The organism is Pararoseomonas baculiformis (assembly GCF_017813395.1).
GTDB classification, from domain to species: Bacteria; Pseudomonadota; Alphaproteobacteria; order Acetobacterales; family Acetobacteraceae; genus Roseomonas; species Roseomonas baculiformis.
This window is the reverse complement of the sequence record NZ_JAGIZB010000004.1, coordinates 69,630-88,441: the sequence shown is the minus strand read 5'-3', so window position 1 is coordinate 88,441 and position 18,812 is coordinate 69,630. Positions and strand designations below refer to the sequence as shown.

The 18,812-nt window shown below is 69.6% G+C and carries 15 protein-coding genes; 9 read left to right on the top strand and 6 right to left on the bottom strand.

Annotation, left to right across the window (positions count from 1 at the left end; genetic code table 11):
• Window positions 1–52: 52 nt before the first annotated feature.
• Both J8J14_RS05260 and J8J14_RS05255 read left to right on the top strand, forming a co-directional pair.
• The gene (locus J8J14_RS05260; RefSeq protein WP_209378416.1) at window positions 53–1,036 is read left to right on the top strand and encodes an MDR/zinc-dependent alcohol dehydrogenase-like family protein; all 984 of its coding nucleotides are present in this window, start codon (window positions 53–55) and stop codon (window positions 1,034–1,036) included.
• Window positions 1,033–2,019 carry a Gfo/Idh/MocA family protein gene (locus J8J14_RS05255; protein WP_209378415.1) on the top strand — a complete coding sequence of 329 codons (987 nt, stop codon included), beginning with the start codon at window positions 1,033–1,035 and terminating at the stop codon, window positions 2,017–2,019. The genes J8J14_RS05260 and J8J14_RS05255 overlap by 4 nt, the downstream gene beginning before the upstream one ends.
• A 16-nt stretch (window positions 2,020–2,035) precedes the next feature.
• Here J8J14_RS05255 and J8J14_RS05250 read toward each other — a convergent pair whose 3' ends face one another.
• Both J8J14_RS05250 and J8J14_RS05245 read right to left on the bottom strand, forming a co-directional pair.
• Complete coding sequence (locus tag J8J14_RS05250; RefSeq protein WP_209378414.1) at window positions 2,036–2,227, bottom strand: hypothetical protein; 192 nt, start codon at window positions 2,225–2,227, stop codon at window positions 2,036–2,038.
• A gap of 170 nt (window positions 2,228–2,397) precedes the next feature.
• Complete coding sequence (locus J8J14_RS05245) at window positions 2,398–3,222, bottom strand: IclR family transcriptional regulator (RefSeq protein WP_209378413.1); 825 nt, start codon at window positions 3,220–3,222, stop codon at window positions 2,398–2,400.
• Window positions 3,223–3,338: 116 nt separating this feature from the next.
• Between J8J14_RS05245 and J8J14_RS05240 the strand changes: the two genes are divergently transcribed.
• The 5 genes from J8J14_RS05240 (at window position 3,339) to J8J14_RS05220 (ending at window position 9,667) form a co-directional block, all read left to right on the top strand.
• The gene (locus J8J14_RS05240) at window positions 3,339–5,063 is read left to right on the top strand and encodes an AMP-binding protein (RefSeq protein ID WP_342452393.1); all 1,725 of its coding nucleotides are present in this window, start codon (window positions 3,339–3,341) and stop codon (window positions 5,061–5,063) included.
• A complete protein-coding gene (locus J8J14_RS05235) occupies window positions 5,060–6,238 on the top strand; it encodes an acetyl-CoA C-acyltransferase (RefSeq protein WP_209378411.1) in 1,179 nt (392 codons plus the stop codon). The genes J8J14_RS05240 and J8J14_RS05235 overlap by 4 nt, the downstream gene beginning before the upstream one ends.
• A gap of 10 nt (window positions 6,239–6,248) precedes the next feature.
• Window positions 6,249–7,451 carry an acyl-CoA dehydrogenase family protein gene (locus J8J14_RS05230; protein WP_209378410.1) on the top strand — a complete coding sequence of 401 codons (1,203 nt, stop codon included), beginning with the start codon at window positions 6,249–6,251 and terminating at the stop codon, window positions 7,449–7,451.
• A gap of 12 nt (window positions 7,452–7,463) precedes the next feature.
• Complete coding sequence (locus tag J8J14_RS05225; RefSeq protein WP_209378409.1) at window positions 7,464–8,612, top strand: acyl-CoA dehydrogenase family protein; 1,149 nt, start codon at window positions 7,464–7,466, stop codon at window positions 8,610–8,612.
• A 65-nt stretch (window positions 8,613–8,677) separates the two neighbouring features.
• On the top strand, window positions 8,678–9,667 hold the full coding sequence (locus J8J14_RS05220; protein ID WP_209378408.1) for a tripartite tricarboxylate transporter substrate binding protein: 990 nt from the start codon (window positions 8,678–8,680) through the stop codon (window positions 9,665–9,667).
• A 48-nt stretch (window positions 9,668–9,715) separates the two neighbouring features.
• On the opposite strand, the gene J8J14_RS05215 is transcribed toward J8J14_RS05220, so the two are convergent.
• From J8J14_RS05215 to secA, 3 genes are all read right to left on the bottom strand, one after another.
• Complete coding sequence (locus tag J8J14_RS05215; RefSeq protein WP_342452392.1) at window positions 9,716–10,708, bottom strand: Bug family tripartite tricarboxylate transporter substrate binding protein; 993 nt, start codon at window positions 10,706–10,708, stop codon at window positions 9,716–9,718.
• Between the two features lie 209 nt (window positions 10,709–10,917).
• Entirely contained in the window at window positions 10,918–11,898 is a 981-nt protein-coding gene (locus tag J8J14_RS05210; RefSeq protein WP_209378407.1) for a hypothetical protein, read from the bottom strand.
• Window positions 11,899–12,150: 252 nt separating this feature from the next.
• The gene (secA, locus tag J8J14_RS05205; RefSeq protein WP_209378406.1) at window positions 12,151–14,886 is read right to left on the bottom strand and encodes a preprotein translocase subunit SecA; all 2,736 of its coding nucleotides are present in this window, start codon (window positions 14,884–14,886) and stop codon (window positions 12,151–12,153) included.
• A gap of 250 nt (window positions 14,887–15,136) precedes the next feature.
• On the opposite strand from secA, the gene J8J14_RS05200 reads away from it, so the two are divergent.
• Both J8J14_RS05200 and argJ read left to right on the top strand, forming a co-directional pair.
• Window positions 15,137–16,150, top strand: a complete 1,014-nt coding sequence (locus tag J8J14_RS05200) for a peptidylprolyl isomerase (RefSeq protein ID WP_245215430.1) — start codon at window positions 15,137–15,139, stop codon at window positions 16,148–16,150.
• A gap of 19 nt (window positions 16,151–16,169) precedes the next feature.
• Entirely contained in the window at window positions 16,170–17,405 is a 1,236-nt protein-coding gene (gene argJ, locus J8J14_RS05195) for a bifunctional glutamate N-acetyltransferase/amino-acid acetyltransferase ArgJ (RefSeq protein ID WP_209378404.1), read from the top strand.
• Between the two features lie 72 nt (window positions 17,406–17,477).
• Here argJ and J8J14_RS05190 read toward each other — a convergent pair whose 3' ends face one another.
• Window positions 17,478–18,686, bottom strand: a complete 1,209-nt coding sequence (locus tag J8J14_RS05190) for an MFS transporter (RefSeq protein ID WP_209378403.1) — start codon at window positions 18,684–18,686, stop codon at window positions 17,478–17,480.
• Window positions 18,687–18,812 lie beyond the last annotated feature (126 nt).

Genomic DNA, 18,812 nt, shown 5'->3' with positions numbered 1-18,812 from the left:
TGGCCGCCGGCAGCCTGATGCTGCTGGCGGCGCATGGCATGAGGAAAGACGGATGAGTGCGACGAGCGCGCCGGATCGCATGCGCGCGGCGGTGCTGACCGGTCCGGGCAAGGTGGAGGTGCAGGAGGTGCCGCGCCCGCGGCCCGGGCCCGGCCAGGTGCGGCTGCGCCTGGAAGGCTGCGGCGTCTGCGCCTCCAACCTCACCCCCTGGTCAGGCCCGGCCTGGATGACGTTCCCCACCGAGCCCGGTGATCTCGGCCATGAGGCCTGGGGCGTGGTGGATGGGCTGGGGGAGGGGGTCCAGGGACTCTCCATCGGCGATCGCGTCGCCGCGCTGACCTATCGCGGCTATGCCGAATACGACCTCGCGGATGCGGGAAACGTGGTGCGCCTGCCGGACAGCCTGGCCGGCCAGCCCTTCCCGGGCGAGCCGCTGGGCTGCGCCATGAACATCTTCCGCCGCAGCGGGATCGAGGCGGGGCAGACCGTCGCCATCATCGGCATCGGCTTTCTCGGCGCCATCCTCACCCGGCTGGCGACCGAGGCGGGGGCGCGCGTCATCGCCATCTCCCGCCGCCCCTTCTCGCTCGACCTCGCACGCGACATGGGCGCGGCCGAGACGATCCCAATGGAGGACCACAACGGCATCATCGCCCGCGTGAAGGATCTGACCGGCGGCACCTTCTGCGACGTGGTCATCGAGGCCGTGGGCAAGCAGTGGCCGCTCGACCTCGCGGCCGAGCTCTGCAGGGAGCGTGGCCGGCTGATCGTGGCGGGCTACCACCAGGACGGGCCGCGGCAGGTGAACATGTGGCTGTGGAACTGGCGCGGGCTGGACGTGATCAACGCCCATGAGCGTGACCCGAAGATCTACATGCAGGGAATCCGAGAGGCGGTGGAGGCCGTGGCGGCCGGGCGGTTCGACCCGAAGCCGCTGATGACGCATGAATTCGGCCTGGACCGCCTCGGTGAGGCGCTGGATGCCACGCGCGACCGGCCGGATGGCTTCCTCAAGGCCCTGGTGCGCTTCGAATGAACCGGCCCCGAATCGGCTTCCTCGGCGTCGGCTGGATCGGCCGGCACCGGATGCAGGCGATCCTCGCGACAGGCGCGGTAGAGGCGGCCGCCATCGCCGATCCCTCGCCCGAAATGGCGGCGCAGGCGCAGGCCCTCGCGCCGGATGCGAGGCTGGTCGGCAGCCTGGAGGACATGCTCGCCCTGGGGCTGGACGGGGTGGTCATCGCGACGCCCAGCGCGCTCCATGCGGCACAGACGATCCAGGCCCTGCAGGCGGGCGTGGCGGTGTTCTGCCAGAAGCCCCTGGGGCGGACGGCGGCGGAGGTGCGGGAGGCGGTGCAGGCGGCGCGCGCCGCGGGCCGGCTGCTCGGCGTCGATCTGTCCTACCGGTTCACCGAAGGCATGCGCCGCATCCGCGAGATCATCGCTTCAGGCGAACTGGGCCGCGTCTATGCGGCCGATCTCGTCTTCCACAACGCCTATGGCCCGGACAAGCCGTGGTTCCGCGACCCCGTGCTGTCGGGTGGCGGCTGCGTCATGGATCTGGGCGTCCACCTCGTGGACCTGGCGCTCTGGGCGCTCGGCTTCCCGAAGGTGGAACGGGTTTCGGGCCGTCTCTTCGCCGGTGGGGAGCCCCTGGCCGGCCGCGCGGACCGCGTGGAGGATTATGCGGTCGCGACGATCGAGCTGGAGGGCGGCACCGTGCTCCGCCTGGCATGCTCCTGGAACCTGCATGCGGGACAGGATGCGGTGATCGCCGCCGAGTTCCATGGCCAGGCCGGCGGGGCAGCGCTGCGGAACCAGAATGGCTCTTTCTACGACTTCGTGGCGGAACGCTTCCGCGGCACCGCGCGGGATGTCCTGGCCACCCCGCCGGATGAATGGGGTGGCCGCGCCGCGGCGGATTGGGCCACGCGCCTGGCAGGCGGCGCGCGCTTCGATCCTTCCGCCGAAGCGCTGGTGACCGTGGCCGAGGTGCTGGACCGGATCTACGGCCGCTAGGGCCGCAGGGCCCGGCTCAGCGCCGGGCCTTGCCGCGCGCGATCTCGCGCTCGATCGCCGTGCGCTCGCCCGATCCGAGCTTGCGCGCGATCTCCCGCACGATGGCCTGCGACACGCGGTGCCGCTTTGCCAGATAGGCGATGGTTTCCTCGAGCGCCGCGGCTTCCGCCGGGTTGGCGGCCTCGGGCTTCGTCTTGCTATGGGACACGTTGAACCTCGTGATGTCGGCGGGCTGCGTATCCGCGCCGCAGGGCAAGTCCTGTTGCCATTCCGCGGGGGCGCGGCATGGGCGGGGCTTCGAGAAGGGCGGAAAACAGCCGGGCTGGGCCTGAAGCCGGACAGGCGGCTTTCCGAAGATGGGGCTTCCGCCCGGTTCCTTCAACTCTCCATCCTGCCATTGGTGGCGCGTCCCGGGCCGCTGGCAAGGGATTCGATGCGGCGGGCCACGGCAGCCAGCCTGGGACCGACCTCGGCCACCAGGCGCTCATGCTCCAGCATGAAGGCCGGTGCGCCGCAGTTCAGGGCGAAAACCTCGCCGCCGGGGAGGGTGACGGCGGCACCGGCGGCATGGACGGTGGGCGTCCAATCCCCGGCCGAAAGGGTGAAGCCGTGCGCCGCCCGCATGGCACAGCCCTCCGCCAGGCTTTGCTGGATACGCGGCCAGTCCTGTGGATAACGGGCAGCCAGGGCATCATCCAGGCTTCTCCGCTCTGCCTCGGGCGAGGCGGCGTAATAGGCGCGTCCCATGGCGGTCAGACCGATCGGCACCCGCGAACCGATTTCCAGCTGCACGGCCACCGCCGTGCGGGGGGATACATGCTCGACATAGAGCATGGAGAGGCCATCCCGCCGGCCGAGCGAGACGGAGGCGTTCGTCTCGCCCGCCAGGTGCCGCATCAGTGGCGCGGCCAGGCGGCGGATGCCCATATTCGCCAGGGCAAGTTGCCCAAGCGGCACGACACCGAGCCCCAGCTGGTATTTCCCGAAGCGTGGGAGGTAAGTGAGATAGCCCAGGCGGGTCAGGGTATAGGTGAGGCGGGAGACGGTGGCGCGCGGCAGCCCTGTCCGCTCGGCGAGTTCCTGGTTTCCCAGGATCGGGTCTTCCGCCTCGAAGGCATGCAGGATCTCGAAGCCCCGCGCGATGGCGGTGACGAATTGCCGGTCCTCGCCCGCCTCCAAAGGGGCGGCCGCCCGTTTCCGCATTCTTCCTCCCTTTGTCCCGGCTTGACCGGGTTCCAGGCCTGGCCGATATGAGGGCCAAGAACGCAGAACATAATTCCGCAATGCGGAAATTGGAAGCAGCCACGGAGAGGGAACGCGTGACGCAGCCGGCATCGGCAGCCGAGATCGACGGGGCGTCGGATCTGGCCGGAAGGCTGTCCCGGCCCTGGATCGCCTCCTATCCGGAAGGATGCCGTTGGGACGCGCCGCTGGAGCGTGGAACCCTGGGCGGGCTGCTCGATCGGGCCGTCGCCCGCTGGGGCGCGAAGCCGGCCCTGGAGTATCGTGGCCGCCAGATCAGCTATTCGGAGCTTGGGGCAGCGGTCGAGCGCCTCGCGGCCGGCCTGATGGGCCTTGGCCTGGGGCAGGGCCAGGCCGTTGGGCTGCTGCTGCCGAACACGCCCTGGCACCCTGTCTGCTTCCTTGCCCTGGCGCGGATCGGTGCACGGGTGGTGCATCTGAGCCCGCTGGATGCGAAGCGGGTCCTTCAGCACAAGCTGCGGGACAGTGGCGCGCGGCTGCTGGTCACCACCGACCTGCCCGGCCTTCCGGCAGCCGCCCTGGACCTGCTGGAAACCGGCGCGGTGGAGCGGGTGCTGCTGGGCGAGGACGCGGCCTGGCTCTCCGGCGAAGCCGACGGGGGCGTGGAGCCCGATGCCCGCTTCCTGCGTCTCTCCGCCCTCTCCGCCGAACCGCCTGCTTCCTGGCCCCGGGTTTCGCCCGATGATGTCGCCCTGCTGCAATATACGGGCGGCACCACGGGTATGCCGAAAGGCGCGATGCTCACCCATGGCAATCTCACCGCGGCGGTGAGCATCTACCAGAACTGGAATGACGGCGGCGTGCTGGTGGCGGGCGAGCAGCGCGTGCTGGCCGTGCTCCCGCTGTTCCATATCTACGCGCTGACCACCGTGCTGCTTCGCCACCTGGCCGATGGCAACGAGATCCTGCTCCGCCCGCGCTTCGATGCGGAGACGACGCTGCGCGATATCGAGGGGCGGCGCGTGACCGTGCTCTCCGGCGTGCCCACTATCTGGATCGCGCTGCTCAACCATCCCGGCGCGGCGGCCTTCGATCTTTCCTCCCTGCGGGCCTGCATTTCCGGCGGGGCGCCGCTGCCCTTCGAGGTGGCGGCCAGGGTGGAAAGCCTTCTCGGCCAGCGCCTGCGGATCGGGTGGGGCATGACGGAAACCGGCCCGGCCGGCACGCGGGTTCCGGTGGTCGCCACGCCGCGCCCCGGCATCATCGGCCTGCCGCTGCCCGGCGTGGATCTGCGCATCGTCTCCATGGAGGATCCCGCCCGGCCGCTGCCGCCGGGCGAGGTGGGGGAGATCGCCATCCGCGGCCCCAGCGTGTTTGCCGGCTACTGGAACCAGCCCGCCGAGACCGAGGCGACCTTCCGCGACGGTTGGTTCCTCACCGGCGATATTGGCCGCATGGAGGAGGACGGCATGTTCTTCCTCATGGACCGGCGCAAGAACATGATCATCTCCGGCGGGTTCAACGTGTATCCCGCCGCGATCGAGGCCGCGATCCACGAGCATCCGGATGTGGCGGAGGTGATCGTGATCGGCATTCCCGATCCCTACAGGGGCCAGTCCGCCAAGGCCTTCGTCACCCTGCGCCCCGGCGCGCCGGAGATGACGCTGGATGCGCTGAAGGCCTTCCTGCGGGACCGCGTGGGGCGGCACGAGATGCCCGCCGCGCTGGAACTGCGCGACTCCCTTCCCCGTTCCCCCGCCGGCAAGCTGCTGGCCAGCACCCTGGTCGCCGAGGAGCGCGCCCGCGCCGAGGCCGCCGCACAGGAGGGTTCCAACCCATGACCGACGCCGTCATCGTCTCCACCGCGCGCACGCCGATCGGCAAGGCGCATCGCGGTGCGCTGAACAACACCCATGGCGCGGACATGGCCGCCCACACCATCGCCGCCGTGATGGAGCGCGCGAAGCTCGAGCCCGAGGGTGTCGAGGAGGTGATCTTCGGCTGCGGCTATCCCGAGGGCGCGACGGGCGGCAACGTGGCCCGGCACGCCGCGATCCGTGCAGGAATCCCGGTCTCCTCCGCCGGCGTGACGGTCAGCCGCTTCTGCGCTTCCGGCCTGGAGGCGATTGCCCATGCCGCCAAGCGCATCATCGTGGACAAGGTGCCCGTCACCATCGCCGGCGGCGTGGAGTCCATCTCCCTCGTCCAGCCCACGGTGAACCGGAACCGCTACCGGAACGCCTGGCTGGAAGAGAACAAGCCCAGCATCTACGACGCGATGATCGACACGGCCGACCTGGTGGCGGAGCGCTACGGCGTCTCGCGCGAGGCGCAGGACGAGTTCTCGCTGGAGAGCCAGCGCCGCACCGCCGCCGCGCAGCAGGCCCGCCGCTTCGATGACGAGATCGTGCCCTTCACCGCCGTGATGAAGGTGACGGACAAGGCGACCGGCGAGACCCGCGAGGAGACCGTCACCCTGTCCAGGGACGAGGGCAACCGCCCCGACACCTCGATGGAGGGTCTCTCCAAGCTGAAGCCGGTGAAGGAGGGCAAGTTCGTCACCGCCGGCAATGCCAGCCAGCTCTCCGACGGCGCCAGTGCCAGCGTGCTGATGTCCGCCGAGGAGGCCGCGCGCCGTGGCCTCGCCCCGCTTGCCATCTTCCGCGGCTATGCCACTGCTGGCTGTGAGCCGGAGGAGATGGGCATCGGCCCCGTCTTCGCCGTGCCGCGCCTGCTGGCCCGCCATGGGCTGAAGGTGGACGATATCGACCTGTGGGAGCTGAACGAGGCCTTCGCCTCCCAGTCCATCTATTGCCGGGACAAGCTGGGCATCGACCCGGCCAAAGTGAACGTGAATGGCGGCGCCATCTCCATCGGCCATCCCTTCGGGATGAGCGGCGCACGGCTGGTTGGCCACGCCGTGCTGGAAGGCCGCCGCCGCGGTGCCAGATATGCGGTGGTGACCATGTGCGTCGCGGGTGGCCAGGGTGCGGCCGGCCTGATCGAGATCGTCTGAGGAGGCCCCGATGGAACTCCGCTTCACGCCCGAGGAGATCGCGTTCCGCGACGATCTCCGCCGCTTCTTCCGGGAGAAGATCCCGGCCGGCATCCGCCAGAAGGTCGCGGAAGGCCGGCACCTGGGGAAGGATGACATCGTCACCTCCCAGCGCATCCTGAACGAGGCCGGGCTGGCCACGCCGAACTGGCCGGTGGCCTGGGGCGGCAAGGACTGGTCCGCGGTGCAGCGCTACATCTACACCGAGGAGTTGCAGCGCGCCGCCGTGCCGCTGCCGCTGCAGTTCAACGTCTTCATGGTCGGCCCGGTGATCGCTGCCTTCGGCTCCGAGGAGCAGAAGCGCCGCTTCCTGCCCGCCACCGCCAATCTCGACATCTGGTGGTGCCAGGGCTTCTCCGAGCCCGGCGCCGGCTCCGACCTCGCCTCCCTCAAGACGCGGGCGGAGAAGAAGGACGGCAAGTACATCGTCTCCGGCCAGAAGGCGTGGACGACGCTGGGACAGCATGCGGACTGGATCTTCTGCCTGGTCCGCACCGACCGCGAGGCGAAGAAGCAGAAGGGCATCTCCTTCCTGCTGATCGACATGAAGTCGCCCGGCATCACCGTGCGTCCCGTCATAACCATCGATGGCGCGCATGAGGTGAACGAGGTCTTCTTCGACGAGGTGGAAGTCCCCGCCGAGAACCTCGTGGGGGAGGAAAACAAAGGCTGGGACTATGCCAAGTTCCTGCTGGCCAATGAGCGCACGGGAATCGCGCGCATCGGCCTTTCCAAGCAGCGCCTGGCCCGCGCCAAGCGCCTGGCGCGCGAGACGGAGGCCGGTGGGCGCACCCTTTGGGAAGACACGGATTTCCGCCGGCGGGTGGCGGAGATCGAGGTCGGGCTGAAGGCGCTGGAGATCACGCAGATGCGCGTGGTGGCCAACCAGCGGCACCGCCATGCTGACAAGCCCGATCCCGCATCCTCCATCCTGAAGATCAGGGGATCGGAGTTGCAGCAGGCCACGACCGAGCTGCTGCTGGAGGTCGCCGGCCCCTATTCGCTGCCCGCGCCGGACCATGAGCAGCCCGAGGGCTGGAACGAGCCTGCTGTCTCGCCGGAATGGGCGGATGCGGCCGCGCCGCTCTATTTCAACTACCGCAAGGTCTCGATTTACGGCGGCTCCAACGAGATCCAGCGCAACATCATCGCCAAGGCCTTCCTGGGTCTCTGAGGGGTATCGGGCGTGGATTTCGACATGACGGAGGAGCAGCGGCTCCTCAAGGAAAGCATCGACCGCTTCGCGGCGGACAATGCGCGTGATCCCGGCGCGCACAGCGCGCCCGGCGCGGCCCAGGACGGCGCTGCGCTGTGGAGCGGCTTCGCGGAGCTCGGCCTGCTGGCGCTGCCCTTCTCCGAGGAGGATGGCGGCATCGGCGGCGGGCCGGTGGAGACGATGATCGTCATGGAGGCGATCGGGCGCGGGCTGATCACCGCTCCGTATCTCTCCACCGTGGTGCTGGGTGGCGGCTTCCTGCGGCTTGGCGGCACGGAGGCGCAGCGCCAGGAGTTCATCCCGCAGATCGCGGACGGGTCGCTGAAGCTTGCCTTCGCGCAGCTGGAGCGCCAGTCCCGCTACGACCTGCATGATGTCTCCACCACCGCGCGGCGCGACGGAAGCGACTATGTGCTGGATGGCCGCAAGGGCGTCGTGCTCGGCGGTGACGAGGCGGGGCTGCTGGTGGTCACGGCCCGCACGGCGGGATCCCGGCGCGACGAGGGCGGCATCACCCTTTTCCTCGTGGATGGAGATACCCCGGGTGTCACCCGCCGTGGCATGCCGGCGCAGGATGGCAGCCGTGTGGCGGAGATCGCGCTGGACGGCGTGCGCGTTCCGGCGGAGCGTGTTCTGGGCGAGGTGGATGGCGGGCTGAGGCTGGCCAGCCATGTGGTGGATGTGGCGCTCGCCGCCCTTTGCGCCGACAGCCTGGGCGCCATGGAGGAGCTGCAGCGCCTCACGGTGGACTATCTGAAGACGCGCCAGCAGTTCGGCGTGGCCATCGGCAGCTTCCAGGCCCTGCAGCACCGCGCGGCGGACATGCTGGTGGCGGTGGAGCAGGCGCGCTCCATGGCCATGTATGCGGCGATGATGGCGGAGGAGGCGGACCCGCGCGAGCGCCGCCCGGCCATTGCCGCCGCCAAGGCGCAGGTCAACCGCTCCGGCCGCCAGGTCGGGCAGGAGGCCGTGCAGCTCCATGGCGGCATCGCCATGACCTGGGAGTACAAGGCAGGCCACTACTTCAAGCGCCTGACCTCCAATGACGTGCTGTTCGGTGACACCGATCACCATCTGCGCGCCGTGATGGAAGCCGGTGGGCTGGTGGAAGAGATCTGACACGGGCCCCGCCTTTCCCGGCGCAAGAACGGGCCGAACGGCCGCCTGATTTGAGGAGACGAATCATGACCATCGACCGCATCGGGCGCCGCACGGCGCTCGGCCTCGGGCTGGGTTCCGCGCTAGGCGGCACCCTGGCCCGCCCCGCCCTGGCACAGGCCCGCTTCCCGGACCGGCCCATCCGCCTGATCGTGCCTTGGGGCGCGGGTGGCTCCACCGATATCCTGATGCGCGCTCTGGGCGATGCCATGTCCAGGCGGCTCGGCCAGCCCGTGGTGATCGAGAACCGCTCGGGCGCGGGCGGCATCCTCGGCGCGCAGCTCGTTGCCAGCGGCGCGCGGCCGGATGGCTACACCATCACCCAGATGCCCATCTCGGTGTTCCGCTACCCGCAGATGGTGGCGCGCCCGCCCTTCGATCCGATGAAGGACTTCACCTATATCGCGCAGCTCACGGGCTACCTGTTCGGCGTGGTGGTGAAGGCCGATGCTCCCTGGCGGACATTCCAGGAACTGCTGGCCTATGCGAAGGCCAATCCGGGCAAGGTCACCTATGGCACGCCGGGATCGGGCACCTCGCTCCATATCACCATGGAGCAGATCGCGGCGGCCCAGGGCATCGACTGGGTGCAGGTGCCCTATCGCAGCGCCTCGGAGAACCTTCAGTCCACCCTGTCCGGCACCACCCAGGTCTCGGCCGAGACGAGCGGCTGGGCCGAGCTGGTGGCGGCGGGGCAGCTTCGCCTGCTCTGCACCTGGGGGGCGGAGCGCGCCAAGCGCTTCCCCGATGCGCCGACGCTGAAGGAAATGGGGATCGATATCGTTTCCACCTCGCCCTACGGCATCGCGGGCCCGGCGGGGATGGATCCCGCCGTGGTGCGCGTGCTGGAGGAGACGCTGCGCGAGGCTTCGCGGGATCCCGCCCATGTCGCCGTGCTGGAGCGCTTCGACATGGCCCCGGCCTTCCTGGGCAGCGCCGAATACGCTGCGGCGGCGCGCAAGCAGTATGAGGAGGACGGCGCGATGATCCGCCGTCTCAACCTCAAGGCGAACTGAGCCGGGGCATGTCCTGCCCGCCCCGGAGGGGGCGGGGAGGGCAGCCTGTCAGTCGACCCTGGCGCCGGAGCGGCGCACCACCTCGCCCCAGCGGGCGATGTCACGCTCATGCACCTGGCGGAAGGCCGCCGGGCTGGGATCCGCGGCCGGGGTGATGCCCTGGTTCTCGGTCAGCCAGTTCACGAAATCCGGTTCGCTGATGATGCGGGCCACTTCCTGGGCCATGCGCTGCTGGATCGGGGCGGGCAGGTTCGGCGGCGCGAGCAGCCCGTACCATGTGGTGCTCTCGAAGCCGGGCAGGCCGCAGGCTTCCTCCACCGTCGGAACATCCGGCAGCGGCGTCAGGCGCTGCCGCGTGGTGACCGCAAGGGCCCGCACCTGGCCCTGGCGGGCTGCCGCGATGCTCGGGCCGCTCTGGTTGAAGAAGAAGGTCGTCTCGCCGCTCAGCAGCGAGAGCATGGCCGGCCCCTGCCCGCGGTAGGGGATGTGCAGCACGTTCACATCGGCCGCCGTGGCGAACTGCACCCCGGCCAGATGGGTGGATGCGCCATTGCCGGTGGAGGCGTAGTTCAGCGCGCCGGGCCGCGCCTTCGCGGCGGCGATCAGGTCGCGGCAGTTGCCGATGTTGGGGGAGTGCTGCGGGCTGACGATCAGCACGTTCGGCACATCGCCCAGCAGCGCGATATGCGTCACGTCCTTCAGCGGGTCGAAGGGCAGGCTGGAATAGAGCGTCGCGTTGATCGCATGCGTGCCTGCGGTGCCGAACAGGAAGGTGTATCCGTCGGGCCGTGCGCGGGCGACATATTCGGAAGCGATGTTCCCGCCCGCCCCCGTGCGGTTGTCCACCACCACGGGCACGCCCAGCGCCCGGGAAAGCGGCTCGGCCAGCTTGCGCGCGTAGATGTCCACGCCGGAACCGTTGGGGAAGCCGCCCATGATGGTGATGGGGCGGTTCGGCCAGGGTGCTTCCTGTGCCTGGGCGAGAGCGGGAAGGGCGAGTGCGGTCATGGCCGCGAGGCGGAGGGCGGTTCTGCGGATCACGTTTTTCATCCTCTGCGCATTCGGTGTCGTCCGGCGCCTCCGGCAAGGGCGCGCGAGAGGAGTATGAAGGCGGGACGCGCGCCATGAGAATAGTTCCATGGCGCGCCTTTCCGCTTCCCAGGCAGGGTTTGCCCGGAACGGCGCCAGGCCGGAGCCCCGATGGTCACGAACGGGGCAGGGGCATGGAGCCCGTGCCCGGCCGCACGCGGTCAGAACGCGCCGTGGCGCGCCAGATGGGCTGCCAGCGCCGGCACACGCCCGGCCAGCACGATCTTCTGCAGCGGGCTCCGCACCTCGCCAAGCTCGATCTGCATGTTCTCGTCGATCACGGGGGGCGAGACGCGCGCTTCCTTCAGGCCCAGGCGTATCAGCGCGATGTAGCACTGGCGCGACGCCTTCAGCACGTTCTGGAGATCGCCGAGGACCCAGACATTCTCCATCAGGTTCTGGGCCTGCACGATCGGCTTCACCGCCTCCACGCCCCGGGTGAGGGCAGCAAGCGCATGCTCGTTCCGGCCGAGCATATGCGCCAGCAATCCCTCGGCGAAGGCGCAGATCACGAGGTTGAGCGCGGAAACCTTCGCGTAGTGCACGAGATGGGTGTGGCGCGTGGCCAGCTCGAAGAAGGAGAGCGCCTGCTCGTAGGATTCGTCGTAGAGGGACAGATGCGCCGCCACGGTCGCGAGCGAGACGGTCCAGCGGACATGCCGCCAGTCCACCCTGGCCCCGGCATCCTCGGCCGCCTTGACCAGCGCCGCCCCCGCGGCGGTCACCGGCCCCGCCTCGGCCAGCAGCCAGGCCACGCGGGCCGTCTCATCCCCGTCCAGGGAGTCGGCCGGCTTCTCCAGGTAGCGGTGACTGAGGATCGTCAGCGAAGCGGCGCGCAGCACGAACTCCGCGTCCGGATGGTTCAGGTAGAAGCTATGCGCCGCAAGCTCCAGCAGATGCCGGGAGCGGAAGCGGGAATGATGCAGCTGCACCCGGTCCAGGAAGCTGGCGGGCGAGACGGCGAGCGCCTCGAAGAAATCACCCTGCAGCACCCATTCGGCCGCGTCGGACAGGTCGTTGCCGGACTCATCCAGCACGTGGAAGGCATAGTCCTCGCGCGTGCGGAGGGCCGTGACATTCAGCGTCGCCCGGGCCCGAAGATCCTCCTCAAGCGTGAGCCAAGCCAGTTCACGCTCACCCATTCGAAGCGCGACATGCCGCCCGGCCCATTCAGCCGGAGCCCGCACCGTCAGAGCAAGAGACAGGTGACCTTTTACTTCCTCCGGAAACGCCTCAATCTCAATTCTTGCTTTCGTCATGACTGTCCGAATCGTGCCACGGATTTGTCCCTTCGTGGCTTCAAGGCGTCAAACCCGAAAAGGGCTGAGACGGATTTCCTGGCTGTTCCACGCCCTGGAAGGACACGCCATCAGGCGCCCCCTCAAGGCCGCCCCTCAGGCCCGCCCGTGGCAGTGCTTGTACTTCTTGCCCGACCCGCAGGGGCAGGGGGCATTGCGGGGTGTACGGTCCCAGCTGGACGGGTCGTTCGGGTCCACGCCCTCGGCCACGCGGTCCGCCGCGACCGATACCGCGCTGCCATAGTCGCCGGCGCCCATGTCGTAGCCCAGCAGCGGGTCGCCCGTTTCCGGGCCGGGGTGACGCATATCGAGGACCGAAACCGGCTCCGGGCTTGGCACCGGCGCATCCGGGGCGAGGCTCACCTGCATGAGCCAGCGCGTCGTCTCCTCGCGCATCTCGCCCAGCATGGCGTTGAACAGGTTGAAGGCCTCGGACTTGTACTCGTTCAGCGGGTCGCGCTGCCCATAGGCGCGCAGGCCGATGCCCTGGCGCAGATGGTCCAGCGAGAGCAGGTGGTCCTTCCAGACCTTGTCGAAGACCATCAGGAGGATGGACTTCTCCACCTCGCGCATGCGCTCGATCCCGATATTCGCGGATCGCGCGGCATAGGAGGTCTCGGCCGCCTCTAGGATGCGCTCGCGGAGCTGGGTCTCGTCGATCCCCTCCTCGCGTCCCCACTCGGCCACAGGCAGGTCCAGGCCCAGCAGGTCCAGCACGCGGGACTGCAGCCCCTCCAGGTCCCACTGCTCGGGATAGGAATTCTCCGGCACGGCGACGGCGACCATGTCGTCGATCACCTCCCGGCGCATCTCCGCCACGGTCTCGGCCACGTCGCTGGCCTGCATCAACGACCTGCGCTGGGCGTAAACCTCCTTGCGCTGGTCGTTCATGACGTCGTCGTATTTCAGCAGGTTCTTGCGCGTGTCGAAGTTGCGTGCCTCGACCTTCTTCTGCGCCTTCTCCAGGGCCTTGTTGATCCAGGGGTGGATGATCGCCTCCCCCTCCTTCAGCCCCAGCTTCTCCAGCATCCCGCCCATGCGGTCGCTGCCGAAGATGCGCATCAGGTCGTCTTCCAGCGACAGGAAGAAGCGGGACGCGCCCGGGTCACCCTGGCGGCCGGAACGGCCGCGCAGCTGGTTGTCGATGCGGCGGCTCTCATGCCGCTCGGTGCCGATGACGAAGAGGCCGCCAGCCGCCTTCACCTTGGCCGCGCTGCCCTCCACCTCGCGCCGGATCTCGGCCAGCCGGGCCTCGAACTCGGGGCCTGCGGGCTCGCCGGGGAAGGTGGCGCGCGCCAGCATCTCGGCATTGCCGCCGAGTTTGATGTCGGTGCCGCGGCCGGCCATGTTCGTCGCGATGGTCACCGCGCCCGGGCGGCCGGCCTGGGAGATGATGGCCGCTTCCTGCTCGTGATAGCGGGCGTTCAGCACCTGGTGCGGCACGCCCTTCTTCTTCAGCAGCTCGGAGATCAGCTCCGACTTCTCGATGCTGGTGGTGCCGACCAGGCAGGGCTGCCCGCGCTCGCGGCACTCCTGGATGAGGTTGGCGACCGCGTCATACTTCTCTCGCGCGGTCCGATAGACCTCGTCATCGGAATCGGCGCGGGCAATGGGCAGGTTGGTGGGGATCTCCACCACCTCGAGCTTGTAGATCTCGGCGAACTCGTCGGCCTCGGTCGAGGCCGTGCCGGTCATGCCGGACAGCTTGGGATAGAGGCGGAAGTAGTTCTGGAAGGTGATGGAGGCCAGCGTCTGGTTCTCGGGCTGGACCTCGACGCCCTCCTTGGCCTCCAGCGCCTGGTGCAGCCCGTCGGAGTAGCGGCGACCTTCCATCATGCGGCCGGTGAACTCGTCGATGATGACGATCTTGCCGTCGCGGGAGACGATGTAGTCCACGTCGCGGGAGAAAAGCGTGTGGGCGCGCAGGCTCTGGTTCACATGGTGGACCAGGGTCACGTTGTGGAAGTCGTAAAGGTCACCCTCCTCCAGCAGCCCAACCTCGGTCAGGGCGGCGGAGACGGCCTCGTTGCCCGCCTCGGTAAGGGAGACGGTCTTGTTCTTCTCGTCCTTCTCGAAGTTCTCCGCCGTCTGCGCGATCACGCGCACCACCGCGTTGACGCGGTTGTACAGGTCGGATGTGTCGTCGGTCGGGCCGGAGATGATGAGGGGCGTGCGCGCCTCGTCGATCAGGATCGAGTCCACCTCGTCCACGATGGCGTAGTTGAAGGGCCGCTGGACCATCTCGTCCAGCCGGTACTTCATGTTGTCGCGCAGGTAGTCGAAGCCGAACTCGTTGTTCGTGCCATAGGTGATGTCGCAGCCATAGGCCTCGCGGCGCTGCGGATCGGTCTTGCCATAGACGATGGTGCCGACCGTCAGGCCCAGCCAGTTGTAGAGGCGGCCCATCTCCTCGGCGTCGCGGGTGGCGAGGTAGTCGTTCACCGTCACCAGGTGCACGCCCTTGCCGGTCAGGCCGTTCAGATAGGCGGGGAGGGTGGCGACGAGGGTCTTGCCCTCGCCGGTCTTCATCTCGGAGATCCGGCCCTCATGCAGCACCATGCCGCCGATCAGCTGCACGTCGAAGTGGCGCATCCCGAGAACCCGCTTCGAGGCCTCCCGGCACACGGCGAAGGCCTCGGGCAGCAGGCTGTCCAGCGACTCTCCCTTGGCGAGGCGCTCCCGGAACTCGGGCGTCTTGGCGCGCAGGGCCTCGTCGGAGAGGGCGGCCATCTGGGGTTCCAGCGCGTTGATGGCCGGCACACGGGACCGGTAGCCCTTCAGGGCGCGGTCGTTCGAGGTGCCGAGGAAGGCGCGGGCGAGGCGGGCGAACATCGGGGCAGGTGGTCTCCGGGCACACCAGGGGGGCCGCCACCGAGGGACCGCGGCGCGGCCGGTCAGGAGAGGGGCGCAGAAGCCCTGCGTGCGAAGACGACAGATAGGCAAGGGGGGAGGCTCGGTCAACGAAAGGGGGCGCATCCCATGGCGGAACGCCGGGTTGTGATCCGAGCGGGGCTGGCGATGCGCCTTGTGACGGAACGACCGCTCCGCCATGTTGCGCCCCCTTCCGCCGAGGCTTTTCCCGATGCGCAGCCTTCTCCTCTCCACCGTCATGGTGCCGGCCCTGCTCTCCGCCGGGTTGGCCCTGGCCCAGGCGCCTTCCCAGGCCCAGCGCCCGGCCGCGCCCGCGGCCCCGGCCTCGGCTCAACCGTCCACGCCCCAGGCGGCCGCGCCCCAGGCGGCGAATCCACAGCCGGCCGACCCGGTGGTGGCCCGGGTGGAAGGGCAGGAGATCCGCCTCTCCGATGTCCGGGACGCCGCGAACGAGCTGCCGGACGAGCTGCGGAACGCCCCGCCGGCCATGCTCTACCCCCTGATCCTGGACCAGCTGGTCGCCCAGAAGGCCCTCGTGGCCCGCGCCCGGGCCGAGAACCTCCAGAACGACCCGGAGGTGCAGCGCCGCATCGCCCGCGCCACCGACCAGGAGCTGCAGCAGGCCATCCTGCGCCGCGAAGTGGCCCCGGCGCTGTCCGAGCAGGCACTGCGCCAGCGCTACGAGCGCGAATCCGCCAGCCGCCAGGGCGAGGAGGAGCTGCACGCCCGCCACATCCTCGTCCCCACAGAGGCCGCGGCCCGTGAGGCACTGGCCGAGGTCCGCCGCCCCGGCACCGACTTCGCCGAGGTGGCCAAGCGCCGCTCCACCGGCCCGGGCGCCCAGCAGGGCGGCGATCTCGGCTTCTTCAAGAAGTCCGACATGATCCCGGAATTCGCCGAGGCCGCCTTCGCCCTTCAGCCCGGCCAGATCAGCGAGCCCGTCCAGACGCAGTTCGGCTGGCATGTGATCAAGGTGGAGGGCCGCCGCACGGCGCCGCCGGCCAGCTTCGAGGAGAGCCAGGAGGCCCTGCGCCAGGCCGCCTTCGAGGAAGCGGTGAACGCCGCCGTGGAGCGCATCCGCGGCGCGGCCAGGGTCGAGCGCTTCAACCTGGACGGCTCGCCGCAGCGCCCGCCCAGCCTGATGGACGGCGCCACCCCGCCCGCCGCGCAGCCGCCTGCCGCGCAGTCCCCGGCCGCCAGCCCGGCCCCGGCCCAGCGGCGGTAGACGCCGGAGGCAGACGAGAATGGCCAAGGACCTCCCCGTTTCTCCCCTGAAGGTGGACATGCCGCCCCTGCCGGCGCTGAAGGGCGTGCGGCTCGGCGTGGCTGCCGCCGGGCTGCGCTACCAGGGCCGCCCGGACGTGATGATGATGGAGTTCGCCCCCGGTACCACCGTCGCCGGCGTCTTCACCAGCAACAAGTGCCCAGGCGCCCCGGTGGACTGGTGCCGCGCCGCCCTGAAGGGCGAGGCGGCCCGCGCGCTGGTGGTGAATGCCGGCAACGCCAATGTCTTCACCGGCCGCGCGGGGGTTGTGGCCTGCGAGGCGACGGCCGCTGCCGCCGCCTCGCTGGCGGGCTGCAAGCCCACCGAGGTGTTCCTGGCCAGCACCGGCGTCATCGGCCAGGTTCTGCCGCATGAGAAGCTGGCGGCGGCGCTGCCCGCCCTACATGCGGAGCTGGAGGAGTCGGCCTGGGCGGATGCCGCGCGCGGCATCATGACGACCGACACCTTCCCCAAGGCGGCGGCCCGCACGGCCACCATCCACGGCACCCAGGTGACCATCGTCGGGATCGCCAAGGGCAGCGGCATGGTCGCGCCGGACATGGCCACCATGCTCTCCTTCCTGGCCACCGACGCCGCCATTCCCGCCGCCGCGCTGCAATCCTGCCTGCGCAAGGGCGTGGAACTGAGCTTCAACCGCACCACGGTGGACAGTGACACCTCCACCTCCGACACGGTTCTGCTCTTCGCCACGGGCCAGGCCGGGCATGACCGCGTCTCCGCCCTCGCCGGCGCGGCCCTGGACGATTTCCAGGCGCAGCTGAACGCCGTGCTGCTCGACCTTGCGCTGCAGGTGGTGCGGGATGGCGAGGGCGCGCAGAAGCTGGTGAAGGTGACCGTGAAGGGCGCCGCCTCCGACAGCTCGGCCAAGCGCATCGCCATGGCCATCGCCAATTCCCCGCTGGTGAAGACCGCCATCGCGGGCGAGGACGCGAATTGGGGGCGCATCGTCATGGCCGTCGGAAAGGCGGGCGAGCCCGCCGACCGGGACCGGCTTTCCGTCGCCGTCGGCGGCACCTGGATGGCCCGTGATGGCGGCGTGGTCGAGGGCTATGACGAGACCCCGGTGGTCGAGCACATGAAGGGCCGGGAGATCGACATCGAGGTCGATATCGGCCTCGCCAGGGGTGAGGCGACGGTTTGGACCTGCGACCTGACCCACGGCTATATCGACATCAACGGGTCGTACCGGTCCTGAAGCCGGGCGCCCTTCCGGAGCGATGATCCGGAAGGGCGTTGCCGCCGCGCGGCGGCCCCAAGGGTGGCTGGTTCAGCGCGGCGGCATGCCGCGGGTCTCGGGCATGATCAGCCAGAACAGCAACCCGCCCAGCGCCGCCACGACCGACATGGCCAGGAAGGTGGCGTTATAGCCGGCATGGACCACCATCTGCCCGGCCAGTCCCGCGCTCAGCACGCCACCCACGCCATGCACCGTGCCCACCACCCCCTGGGCCGCCGCGAAATGCCCGCTTCCCCGCGTGAGATCCGCGATCACCACCGGGAAGAGCGCACCAATCAGCCCGGCGCCCACGCCATCCAGCAACTGCACCGCGATCAGCCAGGTCGTGTTGTCCGATAGGGTGTAGAGAACCCCTCGCAGGGCCAGGGCGGCGAAGGCGGCCAGCAGCAATGGCCGCCGGCCCCAAGCATCCGCCCGCGCCCCCGCCAGCGCGGCGACCGGCACCATCACCGACTGCGCCGCGATCGCCGAGGCAGCGGTGAGGGTGATTCCCTGCCCCAGGTTCTGCAACGCGAGCTTCTGAGCCACCAGGCCGAGCATGGAGGCATTGGCCAGGTGGAAGAGCGCGCCGCAGGCCGCGAAGGCGATCAGCGAGCGGGAGTTGCGCAGCAGCAGCCAGGCGGAGGGGCCCTGCAGCTGTGCCTCGCCGGGCAGCAGGCCTCGCGCCACGGAATGGTCGATGGCCCGCGCGGGCACGGCCGCCGCGGCCAGCACGCTCGCGATCATGGTGAAGCCCATGCTCCAGAACAGGACCGAACTGCCGAAGAAGGGTGCTGTGAGAAGGATGGCGAGGCAGATCGCCCCGTCCCCCAGATGGAACAGCGCCTCGTTCCGCCCCGCGCGCCGGGCGAAGCGGGCGGGGCCGACCACGCCGAGGGAAATGGAGGCAAGGGTGGGGCCGATGGTCACCCCGGCCAGGGCGCCAACCACCCCGGCCAGCGCCACCGGCCAGAAGCGCGGCGCGAGCGGAATGAAGAGGCAGGTCGCCGTCACGATCACGACCGCGGCGGCGATCAGGGCGCGCTTGGCGCGTATGGCATCCACCAGCGCCCCCATGGGCGCCTGCGAGAACAGGCCGGTTAGCCCGCCGATCGAGAGCGCGGCGCCGATGCTGCCGGGGTCCCAGCCATGCTCGGTGATGAGATAGACGCCGAGAAAGGCGCCCAGCCCGTAGCGCGCGTCCGACACGAAGAAGCTCAGCGCATCCAGGCTTCTTTCGGCGCGGCGTTGAAGGGGCATTCGGCTCCGTGCGCCTCAGCTTCGTGACGATGCGCCGGGCCGGGAGGCAGCGGGCCGGAAAGGCCCGCAACACGGCGTCAGCCGAGCCATAAGGAGCCGCAACCTTCCGGGTTTCCCGCCCCGGCG

Bases quoted from the DNA above. Each gene is read 5' to 3' on its own strand.
- secA (WP_209378406.1), bottom strand. From the start codon at position 14,886: ATGTTCGCCCGCCTCGCCCGCGCCTTCCTCGGCACCTCGAACGACCGC.
- J8J14_RS05255 (WP_209378415.1), top strand. From the start codon at position 1,033: ATGAACCGGCCCCGAATCGGCTTCCTCGGCGTCGGCTGGATCGGCCGG.
- J8J14_RS05260 (WP_209378416.1), top strand. From the start codon at position 53: ATGAGTGCGACGAGCGCGCCGGATCGCATGCGCGCGGCGGTGCTGACC.
- J8J14_RS05245 (WP_209378413.1), bottom strand. From the start codon at position 3,222: ATGCGGAAACGGGCGGCCGCCCCTTTGGAGGCGGGCGAGGACCGGCAA.
- argJ (WP_209378404.1), top strand. From the start codon at position 16,170: ATGGCCAAGGACCTCCCCGTTTCTCCCCTGAAGGTGGACATGCCGCCC.
- J8J14_RS05220 (WP_209378408.1), top strand. From the start codon at position 8,678: ATGACCATCGACCGCATCGGGCGCCGCACGGCGCTCGGCCTCGGGCTG.
- J8J14_RS05190 (WP_209378403.1), bottom strand. From the start codon at position 18,686: ATGCCCCTTCAACGCCGCGCCGAAAGAAGCCTGGATGCGCTGAGCTTC.
- J8J14_RS05235 (WP_209378411.1), top strand. From the start codon at position 5,060: ATGACCGACGCCGTCATCGTCTCCACCGCGCGCACGCCGATCGGCAAG.
- J8J14_RS05210 (WP_209378407.1), bottom strand. From the start codon at position 11,898: ATGGGTGAGCGTGAACTGGCTTGGCTCACGCTTGAGGAGGATCTTCGG.
- J8J14_RS05200 (WP_245215430.1), top strand. From the start codon at position 15,137: ATGCGCAGCCTTCTCCTCTCCACCGTCATGGTGCCGGCCCTGCTCTCC.
- J8J14_RS05230 (WP_209378410.1), top strand. From the start codon at position 6,249: ATGGAACTCCGCTTCACGCCCGAGGAGATCGCGTTCCGCGACGATCTC.